Origin of the sequence: Rheinheimera sp. KL1, from assembly GCF_001275035.1 — a bacterium.
Lineage (GTDB): Bacteria > Pseudomonadota > Gammaproteobacteria > Enterobacterales > Alteromonadaceae > Pararheinheimera > Pararheinheimera tangshanensis.
On record NZ_LAMX01000019.1, the window covers coordinates 223,070 to 239,813 of the forward strand.

Sequence of the window (16,744 nt, forward strand, 5' to 3'; positions counted from 1 at the left end):
ATGTTGATCCGGCTACTGGATATCGTATTTTCGTTAACAGGTTTACTGCTTGGTTTTCCTGTGTTGGTGCTGCTGACTATTATTGGTTTGTTTGACACTGGTTCGCCCGTGTTTCGGCAGGTGCGGGTAGGGCGATATAAAAAGCCTTTCACATTAGTGAAGTTTCGGACTATGAAACCTGACACTGCATCTGTTGCCAGTCATTTAGCCAGTGCTTCTGCTATCACTCCTTTTGGCGGCTTTTTGCGCAGAACTAAGCTGGATGAATTGCCTCAGTTGTGGAATGTACTGAAAGGTGAGATGAGCCTGGTAGGGCCGCGACCTTGTTTATTTAATCAGCAAGAGTTGATTAGCGAGCGCGAACAACGTGGAGTATTTAATTATCGCCCTGGCATTACGGGGTTGGCTCAGGTAAACGATATTGATATGTCAACGCCAGAGTTGTTGGCTGAAACTGATCAGCGTATGTTGCAACAGCTTAGTTTAAGCAATTATTTTAAATTTATTCTGATGACTGTGGCTGGTAAAGGCGCGGGTGACAGAGTCAAGCCTTAGCTTTATCCCAGTTCACTATGTGTTAAGGCATCTACAGTTAATTTCCAGGCATCATTTATCAAAGGATTAGGCTAAACCTATGAAAGTTACAGTATTTGGCATTGGTTATGTAGGTTTGGTTCAGGCTGCTGTTTTAGCTGAAGTTGGGCATGACGTAGTGTGTGTTGACGTCAATGCCGAGCGCGTAGAAAAGCTCAACCAAGGCATCATTCCTATTTACGAGCCAGGATTAACTCCTTTAGTAGTCAGTAATTTTCAGGCCGGGCGTTTACGCTTTACTACAGATGCCGCTTTTGGTGTGGGCCATGGTTTAATCCAGTTTATTGCAGTAGGCACTCCACCAGATGAAGACGGTTCGGCCGACCTAAAATATGTGCTTGCTGTCGCGAATACGATAGCTACACATATGGAAAGTCATAAAGTGGTGATCGACAAGTCAACAGTACCTGTTGGAACAGCAGATAAAGTGAAGAATCACATAGAGCAAGTTCTAGCTCAGCGTGGAATGTTCTTAAGCTTTGATGTGGTATCTAACCCTGAATTTTTAAAAGAAGGTGCTGCAGTTGCTGATTGTATGAGACCAGAGCGAATTATTGTCGGGACTTACAATGATGCGCCTGAATCTTTGATGCGTGAGCTTTATGAGCCTTTTAATCGCAATCACGACAAGATGATTTTCATGGATGTGCGAAGTGCTGAACTAACTAAATATGCTGCCAATTGTATGTTGGCAACCAAAATTTCCTTTATGAACGAAATGGCAAATTTAGCTGAGTTACTGGGCGCTGATATTGAGGCTGTTCGCAAAGGTATAGGTTCAGACTCACGTATTGGCTACCACTTTATTTACCCCGGTTGCGGTTATGGTGGTTCTTGTTTTCCTAAAGATGTGCAGGCTCTTATTCGTACTTCAGAGCAAAATGGTTACGCACCGAAAATTTTGCAAGCGGTAGAAGCTGTAAATAATAAACAGAAATACAAACTGCCAACCCTGGTTAAACAGCATTTTGGTGAGGATTTATCAGGTAAAACCTTCGCAGTATGGGGCTTGAGCTTTAAGCCGAATACAGATGATATGCGCGAAGCTTCAAGCCGGGTTTAATTGAAGAGCTTTGGGCTGCCGGCGCTTCTGTACAGGCTTTTGATCCAGAGGCGATGGAGGAGACGCAGCGTATTTATGGTGTACGTTCTGATTTTGTGTTTTCTGGCACCAAAGAAGCTGCGTTGTTAGGAGCTGATGGCTTAATTATTTGTACAGAGTGGCAACAGTTTAAGGCGCCGAATTTTGAACTGATCAAACAACAGTTGAAACAGGCTGTTATTTTTGATGGACGCAACTTGTTTGATCCACAACGTTTAAAACAACGTGGTTTTCATTACTATGCCATCGGACGTGGTGAAAGTGTTTGTAAATAAGGATAGAGCAGTGAAAGTTAGAAAAGCGGTAATACCGGTAGCAGGCTTGGGGACTCGTATGTTGCCTGCAACTAAGGCAATCCCAAAGGAAATGTTACCTTTAGTGGATAAACCGCTGATTCAGTATGTCGTCAATGAATGTATAGCTGCTGGTATTAAGCAAATTGTATTGGTGACACACTCGTCGAAAAACTCGATAGAGAATCACTTTGATAAAAGCTTTGAGCTGGAGTCCATTCTTGAGCGACGGGTAAAACGTCAGTTGCTTGAGGATGTTCAGAAAATCTGCCCTAAAGATGTCACCATTATGCATGTGAGGCAAAGTGAGGCCAAAGGTTTGGGCCATGCCGTTTTGTGTGCTTTACCTGTGGTTGGAGATGAGCCTTTTGTTGTGGTATTGCCCGATGTGCTGATTGATGAATACGACAGTAATCTGAAGACGGATAATCTGGCACAGATGATTAGTCTCTTCTGCGATTCAGGCCACAGCCAGGTGATGGTGGAGCCTGTTCCTTTAAGTACTGTCAGTTCTTATGGTGTTGCTGATGTTGCGGGTTATCAGTTGCTGACTGGACAGTCAGCTCCGATGACGGCTATCGTAGAAAAGCCATCGGTTGATGAGGCTCCGTCAAATTTGGCAGTGGTAGGACGCTACGTCTTTTCATCCGATATATGGCCGCTGTTAAAGAAAACTCCTGTTGGAGCTGGTGATGAAGTTCAGCTGACAGATGCAATTGCGATGTTGATGCAGCAACAGCAGGTGAACGCGTATCATATAAAAGGTCGAAGCCATGACTGCGGTAATAAACTTGGTTATGTCACCGCATTTCTGGAATATGCTTTACGTGATCCAGCTTTGGCCGATGATCTGAAAAAGAAATTTAAAGAATTGCTTTAGATACAAAAAGAACTGGTTTTTCTCTGTTTTAGTGGATGGAAATGCAGAATAAAAATTAAAGAATCTGAGTTATAGGTTCTATAAAAAAATTGGAGCGTCTGTTGGGTAAGTTTTCTTACAGAGTATTATTTCGCTGTTTACAGCCATTAATGGATTTACCACGTTTTATCAAACGTTTTGTCTCATTATGGGTAGATGCCTGCATACTTTTTGCTGCATGGGTTTTGGCTTATTACTTAAGATTTGACACTTTTGAACTACTGAACGATGAGCCCATGGTACTTAGTTTTGTAGCTGTTGTGCTGGTCACCTTAATTGTATTTAGCCTGTTAGGTTTGTACAGAGCGGTTGTTCGGTATATAGGTCTCAGGTCGATGTTAGCCATGGGCTCCGGAGCTATTGTCTCTGGTTTTTTACTCAAAGTTGTTAGCGACTCCAATGCTGTTTTATACAGTGTTTCTGTAATTTTGAATTATGTCTTTTTTGCCTTTGCAGGTATTGCCGGCTCAAGAATCTTGTTGAGGGAATTAGTAACTGCTACAAGTCGCAATGCACAGCACAGAGTGTTGATTTATGGCGCAGGCGCCAGCGGACGGCAGCTGTTATTGGCTCTTGCAAATAGTGTTGAGTTTCGCGCTGTTGCCTTTGTTGATGACGACCCGTCTTTTCATGGTGTGATGATCCGTGACGTCAAAGTATATTCTCCTGACTGCATTGAAGCTGTCATTCACAAATATGGTATCAGCCGTATTTTACTCGCTGTTCCTTCAGCAAGCCGTGGTACCAGAGCTAAGTTAATCGAGCGTCTGGAACCTTTGGGTTTACCAGTATTAACTATTCCGGGAATGACAGATTTAGTCGACGGTAAGATGAAAATCGACGAGCTTCAGGATGTAAAAATTGAAGACTTGTTAGGCCGCGACGCAGTTACACCTATTCCATCATTATTAACTGCCAATATTACCGGCAAAGTAGTGATGGTAACAGGCGCTGGCGGTTCAATTGGCTCTGAGTTATGCCGACAGATAATTCTGCAGTCGCCTTTAAAGCTGGTTTTATTTGAAGCGTCTGAATTTTCTCTTTACGAAATTGATAAAGAGCTCAGTAGTACTTTGACTAGTAAACAACTCGATGTGCAGTTGATTCCAACTCTGGGCACGGTGCTAGACCAGCAGCGATTGCAGAGTATTATGCAAAGTTACCAGGTGCAAACTGTGTATCATGCAGCGGCCTACAAGCATGTGCCATTGGTCGAATTTAATGTGATTGAGGGTTTAAGAAACAATGTGTTCGGAACCTGGCACACAGCTGAAGCCGCTATTGCCTCAGAGGTTGAGACTTTTGTGTTGATTTCAACGGACAAAGCAGTACGACCAACCAACGTGATGGGCACCACAAAACGTTTGGCAGAACTAACCCTGCAAGCGCTGGCAAAGCGCCAGCAGAACACCAGATTTTGTATGGTACGTTTTGGCAATGTACTAGGTTCTTCCGGTTCTGTTGTGCCTTTGTTTCGTAAGCAGATTAAAAAAGGTGGGCCAATCACCCTGACTCACGAAGATATTACCCGCTATTTTATGACCATACCCGAGGCAGCTCAGTTGGTTATTCAGGCCGGAGCTATGGGAGAGGGCGGTGATGTATTTGTATTGGATATGGGCGAACCGGTAAAAATTTACGACCTGGCGAGAAAGATGGTCCATCTGACCGGGTTAGAAATTAAAAATAAACAGAACCCGCAGGGTGACATCGAAATTAAAATTACTGGTTTAAGGCCTGGCGAAAAATTGTACGAAGAGTTACTAATAGGTGAGGATGAAAAACCAACCCGTCACCCTCGCATTAAAGCAGCGAATGAAGTTTATTTAGGCTGGCCAGAAATGCAGGCTTTATTAAGTGAACTCAGCGAATCAGCTATAAACTACGATTTGGAAAAAGTACGAACTTTAATGCTGAATGCTCCAACAGGTTTTGCCCCTACAGATGGTATTTGTGATCTGGTTTGGCAGAGCAATAAAATTAGTCATTAGTTAAGCGATACAGAATTACTTTTAGTTACTAATTCGCTATTGTGTGAAATTAGCGAAAAATGTAATGTTGTTGTAAATAACGGACTCAAAGGACATTTTTATTCATATAAAGTTCATTTTTAGTAGGCTAAAACTGGTAGATATTCAAAGGCTGTCCTAAGCTGATGGTCTTTAAACCAGTCATATCGCTGATAAAAGTAAATAACTCTATGAGTAAAGAGGGAGTGAAAGCGTGACTTGGATGATGTCGCTTCCCCGCAATATAAAGCGGGTTATATCTGTAGTATCAGATTCAGTTTTTTTATGTAGTGCTTTGTTTGCAGCCAGCTGGTTGTCAGGTGTTGCACAGCCTTCTGTATTTATTTTATCGCACAGTGTGAGCCTGTTGGTTTGGCTTGCGTTTAGCCTTGTCGTTTTTTCGGTGCTTGGGTTGTATCGTGCAATCTTACGTTATATGGCTCCTCAAGCCATTGCTACAGTGGTAAATGGTGTTGCTGCAAGCTCCTTAGGTTTGATGGCTTTGTGCTGGTTTTTGCCTTTAGATGAGATTATTCGTTTAGTCTTATGTTTTTCAGTGATCGCTGTATTGTTCGTAGGCGGCAGCAGATGGGGATTTCGCAGCGCTTTACAAATGCAGCGTCACAAAACAAAGAGCAGAGTGCTTATTTATGGAGCAGGTTGTTCTGGTCGTCAATTGTTATACGCGCTGCAAAGTGGTGACGAATACAAGCCTGTGGTTTTTGTTGATGATAATACCGAGCTACAAAAAACTACGGTCTGTGGTTTAACTGTGCTGCCTTCTGAGCTATTAGAAAAAGCTATTCAGCGTTATCGTGTTGATCGTGTATTGTTAGCCATGCCATCAGCCGGGCGTGGCCGTAAACGTGAATTGCTTGAATATTTGTCCAAGCTTCCTGTACCAGTGCAAAGTATTCCGGGCATGGCTGATTTAGTCGCTGGCCATATGAAAATTGACGATTTGCAGGATATTCGTATTGAAGACTTGTTAGGCCGCGAAGTCATTGAACCTGATCAACAGCTTTTACAAGCTAATATCCGACATAAAGTAGTTATGGTCACGGGAGCTGGTGGTTCTATTGGCTCCGAGTTATGCCGGCAGATAATTCGTTGTAAACCTGATGTTTTGGTGTTATTCGATGTATCTGAGTTTGCTTTGTATTCGATTGAACGCGAGTTAAATGCCGTGAAACGGCGCTTTGGTTATCATTGTGCTATCAAGCCTGTGTTGGGGTCGGTGCAACAGCAGAAATTGCTGGAGCAGGTGATGACTAATTTTCAGGTGCAAACTGTTTACCACGCTGCTGCTTATAAGCATGTACCTTTGGTTGAATACAATATGGTTGAAGGGGTTCGCAATAATGTCTTTGGTACCTGGGCTTGCGCTGAAGCAGCTATAGCGGCAAAAGTTGAGAATTTTGTATTAATTTCTACGGACAAAGCAGTACGACCTACTAATGTGATGGGGGCAAGCAAACGCATGGCAGAGCTTGTATTGCAAGGCTTGGCGAATAGGCAGACCTGCACTCGGATGTGTATGGTACGTTTTGGTAATGTGTTGGGTTCTTCTGGCTCGGTGGTGCCTTTGTTTGCACAGCAAATTAAAGCAGGTGGGCCTGTCACTTTAACCCATAAAGAAATTACCCGTTTTTTTATGACGATTCCTGAAGCCTCACAGTTGGTGATACAAGCTGGCGCTATGGCTAAAGGCGGTGAAGTTTTTGTGTTGGATATGGGCGAGCCTGTGCGCATTTACGATTTGGCTAAACGCATGATCCAGCTGGCAGGATTAAAGCTGAAAGATAAAACTAACCCAAATGGCGATATTGAGATTCAGATTACAGGTTTACGCCCTGGCGAAAAACTTTATGAAGAATTATTAATCGGCAGCAATGAAAGCCGAACTCAACATGTCAGAATACGAGCGGCAAAAGAACAATTTCTGTCATGGTCAGCTACTATGCTGTTGCTAAATAGTCTGGATGTTGCATGCCAGAGCTTTGATCAACAAATGCTCAGACAAATTTTACTGGATGCACCAACGGGCTTTGCGCCTAGCAGTGAAATTTGTGATTTATTATTTGTCAGTGGCCATACCAGTGAAACAGTTAAAAAAGAGCTGGTTCATTAGGTAAATAGTTGAGACAAAAAAGGTTTCCTGCTTATTTTAGGTAGGGATGTTGTAAACCGCTGGCAAAAAAATGCTTGTCGGTTGTGCGAAAAACCTCTATTCTAGAGGTACTTTTTTAAAAGGGATGATGTGATGAAGAAATTAAGTGTTGTAATGGCTGCTTTATTAGTAGCTTCAGGTGCTGTTATGGCACAAGATGAGGAGTCAGCTGCTGGTTCAGGCGCTTCTGCTGGCACTATCGGTGGTATCGCTACTGGTACTGTAGTAGCTGGTGCTATTGCTGCCGGCGTTTTAGCTGCTGTTGTTTCTAACAACCGTAGCGATTCAGCTCCTGATGAAGAAGAAGTTGACGACGGTACTTGTGCTACTGGTTTCACAGGCCCTGTAAACGGCGTTTGTACTGGCAGCACTGTAACAGTGACTGGTACTGGTACTAACACCAGAACGGTAAACGTAACCATTACTCGCCCAGCTCAGTAATTTGCTGTTGCTTTTATATGAAAGCCGCCTTTAGGCGGCTTTTTATTATCTGTTTTTTGTTGAATTGGATGCACAATGTTAAGAACAGCTGTATTTTTTTCGCTGACAGCTATGCTGGTGTTGTCAGGTTGCTCCAGCACAGTCCGCACTTACACCGACACATTGAAATTAGCCTTTACTCAGGGTGAAGATGCTTTTTTGACTAAAGCAGAGTTAGCAGAACGCAAAGCTGACGCGCTTTATGCCAAAGTAGGTAACAAACCTACAGCTGTATTAGGGTTGGCTTTTTTAGAGCATAACCAACAAAAGTGGATTTCAGCGGATGAGGCCATGTTGGTGATAGAAAAAGGCCGTGTGGTAAAAACGACGGGTTTTAGTAATAACCTGATGTTTCAATCCAACAGAGCACAAGACCCACTAAAACAAGCTATGGTAAAAATTAACCAGGGGCAACAATGGACTAGTCACTCGGATTGGTCTGAGAATAATGAAACTGGTTATCAAAGTAGCTATGAAATTATACAAGTTGAAGTAACAAGCCTTGAGTTGTTGGAGTATAGCTTTCAAACAAAATTAGTAACAGAACAAGTTACGTTTGCCAATGGTACAACAGCTATCAATCTGTTTTGGTATGACTTGAGCAGTGGTTATTTGCTAAAGACTAAACAGACTATTGCGCCGTTTTGGCCTGAGCTTGAGCTTACTTTTATCAGTTCGGCAGGTCGTCTTCTAGGTATCAGGAATGCAGGGAATAGAAAATGATCTATCGCTTTTTGCTGTTGTTTATTGTCGTTAGCTGGAGCTTAACGCTTCAGGCGAATCCAGTGGTAAGAGTGCAATTTAACGATGTGTTTTTAGACTATGCACAGCAGCCAAGATTAAGTGATTTAGTTGCTGGCGTGAATAGTAGTGCTAATTTGTATTGGCCGTCTGCTAGTTTTTATAGTTTATCTTCGACAGAAGTTCATAGTTTAGAGCAGAAAAAAGCTAAACTTTTGCAACGCTTAACTGAATTACATAACTATTATGCTCAGCATGGTGATGAGGACCTGGCGGCAACTACTAAAAAAATAGTGCAGGAGCTGGCGCCACTTCAATTAGCCAAAAAGATAGTGCTTCCGCTTGATCCTGATACGGTGCGAATTAAAAGTTCATTAAACCCGTTAATTGATGCGGGACAGTATTTGTTGGTCGTTGCAGAGAGGCCTGCTATTGTTGCAGTGTTCGGCGCAGTTGAAAATAGTAGTACTTTACTGCTAAACGCCAGCGAGGCGGCAGATTATTTGAGTGATTTAAAATTACTAGAGGGGGCAAGTACTTCTTTCCTTTATGTAGTACCCGCTAATGCAGAGCCTTTTATCGCTAAAGTAGGCTTATGGAACAGAGAGTTTAAAGCTATTCCTGCTGGAGCCACTTTATTTGTTCCGCTGGAACTTAGACATTTGCCGTCTGAATTTGAAGATATTAATCAGCAAGTTGCAGACTTATTGGTTCATAAGGTTGTAGCACCATGAAAAAGTCTTATATAGCTGTTTTAGTATCAGTGTATTGTGCATCGGTAGCTGCAGAGCAGGGTTTTGAGCCATCAGCTAAAAGCTACAGTCAGATGAATCATGGTGGTGTAGGTTTAATTCAAATGCCTACATCACGGCACAATGAATCTGGTAAATTTAGCTTAAATTACCAGGACAGCCAGGAATACCGCTTGTGGTCAGCCTCTGTGCAGCTGTTTCCCTGGATGGAAGCTACGGTGCGTTATACTGACGTTCGTACAAAGCTTTATAGTGATGACCCTGATTTCAGTGGCGATCAAACTTATAAAGATAAGGGCATAGATGCTAAGTTCAGACTCTGGCAGGAAAGTGAGTTTTTGCCTGAACTCTCTGCAGGTTTTCGCGATTTTGGTGGCACAGGTTTATTTGAGAGCGAATATATAGCAGCCAGTAAACGTATTGGTCCCTTTGATTTTCATATTGGCTTAGGCTGGGGTTATTTAGGTAGCAAAGGTAATATCAGCAACCCATTCTGTGATTTAAAAGATAGCTTTTGCGTAAGACCTAGAGGATTTAGTGGTTCCGGTGGCAAGGTCGATTATCAGAAATTCTTTAAAGGTACAGCTTCTCTTTATGGTGGCATTGAATATCAGACTCCATGGGACCCATTGCGGCTAAAACTGGAATACGACGGTAACAATTACGTTAACGATTTTGCTGGTGCATTAGTTCAGGACTCAGCTTACAACATTGCTGCTGTCTACACCTATTCAGATGCACTTGATTTTAATCTGAACTATATGCGTGGTAATACCTTTGGTTTTGGTGTGAACTATAAGGTGGACTTTAATTCGGTAAAACAACTGAAGTTAGATCCAGCGCCGAAAGTAGTACCTGTTGTGCAAGTTGCAAATACTGACAATTTAGATAGAACCCAGATGAACAGGGACCTGTATTTAAATGCGGGTTTTATGGTGATCAACTATGCATTAAAAGATAACGAAATAGTGGTGACAGGCCGTCAGATATCTTATCGGGATGAACATGTCGCGTTAGAACGTATAGGCCGAGTATTAGCCAGTCATTTACCGGCAGAAGTAAAACGGTATCGAATAGTCGAAGTTGAAGCTGGTTTACCACAGGTAGAAACTGTAATTGACGCTGAAAAATTTGTGAAAGCAGTGCGCAAAGAAAGTTTAACTGCAGTTGTAACTAATAGTTACAGCAGAAAAGAGCCAGAAGTGAGCAACGAGCCTTGGGCTGTTGAACTTAGTGAAAGTGGTTTTGGTTATAGCGCCGATATTTTCTGGAGTCAGACTTTTGGTAATCCTGAACGTTTTTATATGTATCAGGGCGGTTTGTTACTAGGTGCCGGTTATCAGTTTAACAACAACTTTAGTGTGCAAACTACAGCTAAAGTCGACTTGTTGACTAACTTTGACGATTTTAATTTCACTGTGGATGCTTTTAATAATAATGTGCCACGTGTACGAACCTATATTCGTGAGTATGTAAGCCGTAGTGATGTAACTATGGAAAACTTATACGGGCATTGGAAAGATGAGCTTGCCGATAATTGGTATGCTCAAGCATATGGTGGTTATTTAGAGACTATGTATGCTGGTGTTGGTGGTGAGGTTTTATATAAGCCGATAGATTCATCATTAGCTATCGGCGTGGATTTGAACTACGTACGCCAGCGTGATTACGATAGTGAAGTGGCACTGTTTGATTATAAAACTATGACGGGCCATGTTAGTTTTTATTGGGAGCCTTTTTTCTTAAAAGACACACTGGTCACGACCAGCGTGGGCCAGTACTTAGCTAAAGATAAAGGTGTAACAGTAGATTTTGCCAAACGTTTTGATAGCGGAATTGTGGTAGGGGCTTATGCTGCTATTACTGATATGTCATCCGATGATTATGGCGAAGGCAGCTTTACCAAAGGTTTTTATGTGTCTATTCCGTTTGACTTGTTCTCATTAAAGTCTGCCACAGGTCGTGGTCGTATTCCTTGGATACCGATTGCAAGGGATGGTGGTCAAATGCTGAATAGACCAATGAACCTCAATGATTTAACGGAAGTGCGCTCACCGTTTTTACGTTAAGTGACAAAAATAAGAGCCTCTTAAAAAAGAGGCTTATTATTTTTTGAGTTTCCAAGCAGATACGAGGTTCTCTCGAACGCTCTTTTAGTCAAAGATAATCTGAGGTATTGAATGAGTTACGTATTATTAACCGGCGGCGCAGGTTATATCGGCAGTCATACGGCATTGGCTTTGCTGCGTGCAGGTGAGCAGGTAGTAAGTTTCGATAATTACAGCAACTCCAGTCCTGAGTCGTTAAAGCGGGTGGAGCAGCTGACTGGCAAGTCTGTGATTCAGATTAAAGGTGATGTATTAGATGCTGATGCTCTAGCAGCAGTGTTTGAGCAGTATCCTGTGAAAGCCGTCGTACATTTTGCTGGCTTAAAAGCGGTAGGGGAATCGACCCAAAAGCCTTTGTGGTATTACGAAACTAATGTCGGTGGCACTATTAAACTTTGTCAGGTGATGGCGAGGTTTAGGGTAAAAAATCTGGTATTTAGCTCGTCTGCCACAGTGTATGGCGACGCGCAAAATAGCCCGTTGCCGGAAACCACACCTACGGTGGCAATGAACCCTTATGGTCAATCTAAGCTGATGACGGAGTGGGTATTAAAGGACTTGTATCAGTCAGATAACAGCTGGAATATTGCTGTGTTGCGTTATTTTAATCCTGTTGGTGCAGATGCCAGCGGTCGTATTGGCGAAGACCCGAACGGCATTCCTAACAATTTGATGCCCTTTATCACGCAAGTCGCTGTGGGTAAACGTGCGCAGCTGCAGATTTTTGGTAAGGATTATCCAACAGCAGACGGTACAGGGGTGAGAGATTACATTCATGTAACAGACTTGGCCGCTGGTCATGTGGCTGCTTTGCAGCATCTTTCTAACGGACCAGGCTTTGATTGTTTTAACTTAGGCAGTGGTGAAGGTTTGTCTGTGCTGGATATAGTGAACAGCTTTGCAGAGGTAAATCAGGTTGCTGTGCCTTATCAATTTGTTGAACGCCGTCCTGGCGATGTGGCTCGCTATTTTGCAGACCCATCCAAAGCCAAGGCTGTATTGAACTGGCAAACAGAGCAAAGTCTGCAAGATATAGTTCGCGACAGCTGGAACTGGCAAAAAAACAACCCGAATGGCTATAACTAAGCGGAATCACAACATCTGCTGAATTTGTTCTTTGATAAAACTGTATCTTTTGCGTTGATCTTTGGGCAGTTCGGCGTCGTCTATCACGTTCATGCATTTGTGGGCGAGGTAGATTAAATCTTCGTTTAAACGGCCGCGCTGGCTGATGGCTTGTAGTAAGTTCATCGCGATGCTGGCGTTGGCTGGCATGCTTTTTTGGGCTTCGATGAAGTAGTTGATGGCCTCTGAGTATTGGCCCAGGCTGTAGGCTTCCATACCTGCGTTGTGGCTTGCCATCATAGTTGATCTTTTATGGCTGTACTTATCCTGTTCGGATAAAAACATCATATTTAGTGCTTTGTTGTACAAATCTGCACTTTGCGACAGGGTATTTAAACTACCCATATAGTGGTCGCTCATCGCAAGATTTCCGCTTTCAAAATAAGCTCTGGCTCTGTCCAGCAATGCCGAAGGCGACAAGGTTTTACCTAAACTGAGCTCTTCACTTTCTTGAAGTAGAGCCTTTGCTTTATCTGTTTTGCCGTCCAGTATCGCAACCCTTGCTTCAATGACTAGTTTGTCATGCTCGTAACTGCTTGGGTTAAAACGTTTTTTTACATCTTTTAAAAAGTAATCCACTTTGCCAAGTACGGTGCGTTTGTCCCGCACAGACAAGCCTTGCGCATTTTGGATCATAGCGCGGGCGTAGTTCAGCATATTGTCGGCTGTGTCATAAATGGAGTACTTTGCCGCTTCAAGTAGTTTGCTGTGTACCCGTACTGCTAAATCAGGCTGGTTGTTGATCACGGCTAAATTGGCTAATACGTGCTGGCGCAGATAGTTTTTCGGAGATGCTTCAGCCACGACACGCACCGTATTAAAAGCGTCTTCAGCACGGTTTTGGCTTAAATAAAGTCGGGTTAACCAATCCAGCGCCTCAATTTTAGTCTCGGGCTGGTCGACTAACTCAATTAACATGCCTTCCGCTTCGGTATCCTGTTCCTGATAGCCTTTGGCTACCGCTATACCTAACTTAGCCCAAGGCAACTCCCGAAAAGCCAACACCTCGCTATACAGCGCTTCAGCCTCTTTATAGCGGCCTACTTTGACTAACAACTCGCCTTTGAGACGCTGAATATAAGTATGGTGCACGGGGTATTGCTCTAAGGCGATATCGCAGGCCTGAATTGCATCCGGATAGTTTTCTTCTGCAATCATTTGATAAGCGTATTTTAATGCGCGTTTTACCTGAAAAGCCCGATCAATACGGCGCTCCAGTTCGGCGTAACTAAAAGGTTTGAGCAGGTAATCGTCCGGCAGGAATTCAATCATGCCATACACAGACTGGCGATGACGTTCGCCGCTAACCACAATAAAACAACAGCTGTGTTTCAGGCAGTGTTCTGCTTTTAGCGCTTCAAATAGCTGATAACCGTCACGGCCTACACCTAAGTTATAGTCGCATAAAATAAAGTCGAAGTCGGTTCTGCGACAGGCTGACATTGCAGTTTCAGCGTTACGGGCTACTACAACCTGGTCAAAACCAATCAGCGCCAACATGCTTTTCATGTACGCTATCACTTGTTCGTAATCTTCGATGACCAGAACTTTTTTAGACCGGTAAAATGCTCGCTTGGATACCACTGAACTCAACTCTCACGCTAACAGCCGCTAGCCTACCACAACACTCAGCGACACCGGGAATAAGAATATGTAACTTTATTTTGCGCTGAGAGCCTTTAAGTCTGGGCTGACCTGTCGTGCCATAAATTCATCTGGCTTAATTCAGTAGGGCAGGCACCGACGCGGATCCATTTAGCTAATGCCTGCGCAACATTGGCGTACTGCACTTTACTGCTGTGTGATGGCGAGGTTAACCAGGTTTTGATTACATCTGTATTCAAAATCTTAGTGCTTTGGCCCAGTTGCAGTTGGTTCAGTGCCAGTGCGTTGGATTGCTGCTCCATTTGGCCTTGTAATGCTTTGACTAGAATGCGTTTTTGCAGCTGCAGCGCTTCGCTGACCAGCTCAAAACCTGCGTTGCTGATCACCGCGTAAGATTGCCTCAAGTCATGTTTAAACTGCTCCACGCAAGGGCCTGAACATTGAATATGCCCACTCTGGCTTTTACTCAACCCCGGCCCATACAAATAAAACTGGTACTGAGTTAAAGGGTGTAACCACTGCAGCACTTTGTTTTGATCTTCAAACGGCAGATAGACCAGCACTTTGTCTGGCTCTGCGGTATTTTCCGCAGGCTCTAAATCAACAATAGGTGGCAAAATAGGCTGATTAAAATGATGCCAGTGTAAGCCAATTTGTTGTTGGCCTGGCGCAAAAAACTTAAAGATGCTGCGACTCAGTGGCGTGGAATCAGCTTGTGGAATTTGATGTAAAAACGCGTATTGATGGCCAAAGGCAACAGAGCGCTTTTTCTGAAGCCGCGCTGCCCAGGCGGTAACAGGTTCAAAGTCGGTTAAGACTAAATCATAAGGCGAACAATCCAGTTGCCGGATATCACGCCACAGCTCAAGAGGTTTAGCGCGCAAAGCTGTTTTTAAATAATTAATTTGGCCTTGTTCTGTCACAAAAGTCAGGCCTGTTTTCAGCTGATAGTCGCCAAATTGCTGCATATCAAATAATTGATCAGCCGGACGACCGGAAAATAAGAAATCGACTGCTATGCCTTCGGCCTGAAGGTATTTTCCCACAGCGCGGGCTCTGCTGATATGTCCATTGCCTGTTGCCTGCACACCATACAAAACCCGCATTGAATTACTCCTGTTCGTCCCTCCAGACCAGCGCTTTAAAATGGGCGCGGCACATAGAGACATAGTGATTGTTGCCACCAATTTGTACCTGACTGCCCGTGGTAGCGGCATTGCCTTGTTCATCCAGCCGAACCACAAAGTTCGCTTTGCGGCCACAGTGACAAACCGTCTTTAATTCCACTAACTTGTCTGCCCACGCCAGCAAGGCCTGACTGCCGGCAAAGGTTTCGCCTAAAAAGTCTGTTCTAAGACCAAAAGCCAACACAGGTATATTTAAATCGTCGACGACGCACGTCAGTTGCTTGACCTGGGCTTTAGATAAAAACTGCGCTTCATCTATCAGCACGCAGTCCAGAGTGCCTTGTTGTTTCAGCCTTTTACAGGCTTGGATAAAGTCAAAGTCAGCGTCGAAAATCTGCGCATCCATGGACAATCCAATGCGAGAACTGATTTTGCCAACACCGAATCTGTCATCAATAGCGGCGGTAAACAGCGCCACCGTCATGCCTCTTTCCTGATAGTTGTAAGCACTTTGCAGTAAAGAAGTCGATTTACCAGCGTTCATCGCTGAATAATAAAAATACAATTGCGCCATCTGCGTGGTCTCGTAAATTGAAGTCCGGCGCAGTATATACTCTTCTTACTTGAAGCTGCAGCATTGTTGGCTGCGAGCTCTCGCCCCAATCACATAGGTTTACTATGCTCATGGGGACTCACTCACTTGCCGCCTCGCTGCAACTCCAATTATTTTGTATAACACCAAAAGCATTAGTCTGGCGTAGCCTAACGTCGGAAGATGACAGTAAGAAGACAATTGACGTACACTGCCGCTTGACGCAAATTGAGCTGCATAGTGTTAAATTTTGTAGGGGAAACAATGGATAAGTTGTTGTTTGGAACAGTGTTGGTGCAGGTGGTGCTGACCCTTGTGATGATGGTATTGATGGGCAAACGTCGTTTTAAAGCAGCGAAAAACCGTGAGCTGCCGTTTAAAGCGTTCAAACTGATGGATTTAACTGGTGCCAACGAGCAAGTGATCACCGCCAGCCGCAATTTTGATAATCAGTTCCAGTTACCCATGTTGTATTTATTTGCTGTAGTTTTTGCGCTGCAGTTTGCTTTGGCTGATTTGACTTTAGTGATTTTGGGCGGATTATTTGTCCTTAGCCGGTTGGCTCATGCCTTTATTCATGTCGGAGCTAACCATGTGCGTCTGCGTTTTGCCGTGTATGTGTTTGGCGCTCTGATGTTATTGCTGTTCTGGCTGCGGTTAAGCATGGCATATTTACTCGCCTGATGACGGAGTTGCTCTGGCCTTACCTAAGCCTGGCTTTCAGTGCTTTTATATCCGCCACTTTATTGCCTTTTGGCTCAGAGCTGGTGCTGGTTGGTTTGTTAACTCAAGGCTATCCGGCCTTGCTGTTGTGGGGCATAGCCACTGTATTTAATACGCTTGGTTCTGTGCTGAACTGGTATTTGGGCCGGCAATTGCTTTTATTTCAACACAAAAGCTGGTTTATGTTTAAGCCAACACAAATAGAACAAGCCAGCTCTCAGTTCCAACGTTGGGGCTTGCCGTCGTTATTGTTGGCCTGGTTGCCTGTGATTGGTGATCCTCTGACATTGGTAGCAGGTGTGCTCAGGGTTCGTCTGCTCTGGTTTGTGTTGCTGGTAGGTTTTGGCAAAGGCGTGCGTTATGCTGTAGTGATAGGCCTGATGCCTGCGGTTTGAATTGTTTTT

The 16,744-nt window shown here is 43.8% G+C and carries 14 protein-coding genes and 1 pseudogene; 12 read left to right on the top strand and 3 right to left on the bottom strand.

Features of this window, described 5'->3' with window-relative positions:
• Nucleotides 1-3 precede the first annotated feature (3 nt).
• The 10 genes and pseudogenes from WH43_RS10730 to galE all read left to right on the top strand — a co-directional run bounded on the left by WH43_RS10730 (nt 4) and on the right by galE (nt 12,254).
• Nucleotides 4-555 carry a sugar transferase gene (locus WH43_RS10730; RefSeq protein WP_053424713.1) on the top strand — a complete coding sequence of 184 codons (552 nt, stop codon included), beginning with the start codon at nt 4-6 and terminating at the stop codon, nt 553-555.
• Nucleotides 556-634: 79 nt separating this feature from the next.
• Nucleotides 635-1,971: pseudogene (locus WH43_RS10735) on the top strand (UDP-glucose dehydrogenase family protein).
• Nucleotides 1,972-1,981: 10 nt separating this feature from the next.
• The gene (gene galU, locus WH43_RS10740; RefSeq protein WP_286049667.1) at nt 1,982-2,869 is read left to right on the top strand and encodes a UTP--glucose-1-phosphate uridylyltransferase GalU; all 888 of its coding nucleotides are present in this window, start codon (nt 1,982-1,984) and stop codon (nt 2,867-2,869) included.
• 101 nt (nt 2,870-2,970) lie between these two features.
• Nucleotides 2,971-4,899, top strand: a complete 1,929-nt coding sequence (locus WH43_RS10745) for a polysaccharide biosynthesis protein (RefSeq protein ID WP_152342827.1) — start codon at nt 2,971-2,973, stop codon at nt 4,897-4,899.
• Between the two features lie 241 nt (nt 4,900-5,140).
• The gene (locus WH43_RS10750; RefSeq protein ID WP_502694038.1) at nt 5,141-7,048 is read left to right on the top strand and encodes a polysaccharide biosynthesis protein; all 1,908 of its coding nucleotides are present in this window, start codon (nt 5,141-5,143) and stop codon (nt 7,046-7,048) included.
• A 132-nt stretch (nt 7,049-7,180) separates the two neighbouring features.
• The gene (locus WH43_RS10755; protein WP_053424599.1) at nt 7,181-7,528 is read left to right on the top strand and encodes a hypothetical protein; all 348 of its coding nucleotides are present in this window, start codon (nt 7,181-7,183) and stop codon (nt 7,526-7,528) included.
• Between the two features lie 75 nt (nt 7,529-7,603).
• The gene (locus WH43_RS10760; protein ID WP_053424600.1) at nt 7,604-8,290 is read left to right on the top strand and encodes a YjbF family lipoprotein; all 687 of its coding nucleotides are present in this window, start codon (nt 7,604-7,606) and stop codon (nt 8,288-8,290) included.
• Between the two features lie 71 nt (nt 8,291-8,361).
• A complete protein-coding gene (locus tag WH43_RS10765; RefSeq protein ID WP_286049669.1) occupies nt 8,362-9,042 on the top strand; it encodes a capsule biosynthesis GfcC D2 domain-containing protein in 681 nt (226 codons plus the stop codon).
• Entirely contained in the window at nt 9,039-11,129 is a 2,091-nt protein-coding gene (locus WH43_RS10770; protein WP_053424602.1) for a YjbH domain-containing protein, read from the top strand. Before WH43_RS10765 ends, WH43_RS10770 begins: the two co-directional genes overlap by 4 nt.
• A gap of 111 nt (nt 11,130-11,240) precedes the next feature.
• A complete protein-coding gene (gene galE / locus WH43_RS10775) occupies nt 11,241-12,254 on the top strand; it encodes a UDP-glucose 4-epimerase GalE (RefSeq protein ID WP_053424603.1) in 1,014 nt (337 codons plus the stop codon).
• Nucleotides 12,255-12,260: 6 nt separating this feature from the next.
• Here the strand turns inward: galE and WH43_RS10780 are convergent, their stop codons facing one another.
• The 3 genes from WH43_RS10780 to WH43_RS10790 form a co-directional block, all read right to left on the bottom strand.
• A complete protein-coding gene (locus tag WH43_RS10780) occupies nt 12,261-13,877 on the bottom strand; it encodes a response regulator (RefSeq protein ID WP_286049670.1) in 1,617 nt (538 codons plus the stop codon).
• 95 nt (nt 13,878-13,972) lie between these two features.
• Nucleotides 13,973-15,004: an MJ1255/VC2487 family glycosyltransferase gene (locus WH43_RS10785; RefSeq protein WP_053424605.1), complete on the bottom strand. Its 1,032-nt coding sequence runs from the start codon at nt 15,002-15,004 to the stop codon at nt 13,973-13,975.
• A 4-nt stretch (nt 15,005-15,008) separates the two neighbouring features.
• Nucleotides 15,009-15,599 carry a thymidine kinase gene (locus WH43_RS10790; protein ID WP_053424606.1) on the bottom strand — a complete coding sequence of 197 codons (591 nt, stop codon included), beginning with the start codon at nt 15,597-15,599 and terminating at the stop codon, nt 15,009-15,011.
• Between the two features lie 282 nt (nt 15,600-15,881).
• On the opposite strand from WH43_RS10790, the gene WH43_RS10795 reads away from it, so the two are divergent.
• Both WH43_RS10795 and WH43_RS10800 read left to right on the top strand, forming a co-directional pair.
• Nucleotides 15,882-16,301: an MAPEG family protein gene (locus WH43_RS10795; RefSeq protein ID WP_053424607.1), complete on the top strand. Its 420-nt coding sequence runs from the start codon at nt 15,882-15,884 to the stop codon at nt 16,299-16,301.
• A complete protein-coding gene (locus WH43_RS10800) occupies nt 16,301-16,735 on the top strand; it encodes a YqaA family protein (protein ID WP_053424608.1) in 435 nt (144 codons plus the stop codon). Before WH43_RS10795 ends, WH43_RS10800 begins: the two co-directional genes overlap by 1 nt.
• The last annotated feature ends 9 nt before the right edge of the window (nt 16,736-16,744 follow it).

Bases quoted from the DNA above. Each gene is read 5' to 3' on its own strand.
- WH43_RS10750 (WP_502694038.1), top strand. From the start codon at position 5,141: ATGATGTCGCTTCCCCGCAATATAAAGCGGGTTATATCTGTAGTATCA.
- WH43_RS10760 (WP_053424600.1), top strand. From the start codon at position 7,604: ATGTTAAGAACAGCTGTATTTTTTTCGCTGACAGCTATGCTGGTGTTG.
- WH43_RS10790 (WP_053424606.1), bottom strand. From the start codon at position 15,599: ATGGCGCAATTGTATTTTTATTATTCAGCGATGAACGCTGGTAAATCG.
- galE (WP_053424603.1), top strand. From the start codon at position 11,241: ATGAGTTACGTATTATTAACCGGCGGCGCAGGTTATATCGGCAGTCAT.
- WH43_RS10755 (WP_053424599.1), top strand. From the start codon at position 7,181: ATGAAGAAATTAAGTGTTGTAATGGCTGCTTTATTAGTAGCTTCAGGT.
- WH43_RS10770 (WP_053424602.1), top strand. From the start codon at position 9,039: ATGAAAAAGTCTTATATAGCTGTTTTAGTATCAGTGTATTGTGCATCG.
- WH43_RS10785 (WP_053424605.1), bottom strand. From the start codon at position 15,004: ATGCGGGTTTTGTATGGTGTGCAGGCAACAGGCAATGGACATATCAGC.
- WH43_RS10795 (WP_053424607.1), top strand. From the start codon at position 15,882: ATGGATAAGTTGTTGTTTGGAACAGTGTTGGTGCAGGTGGTGCTGACC.
- WH43_RS10800 (WP_053424608.1), top strand. From the start codon at position 16,301: ATGACGGAGTTGCTCTGGCCTTACCTAAGCCTGGCTTTCAGTGCTTTT.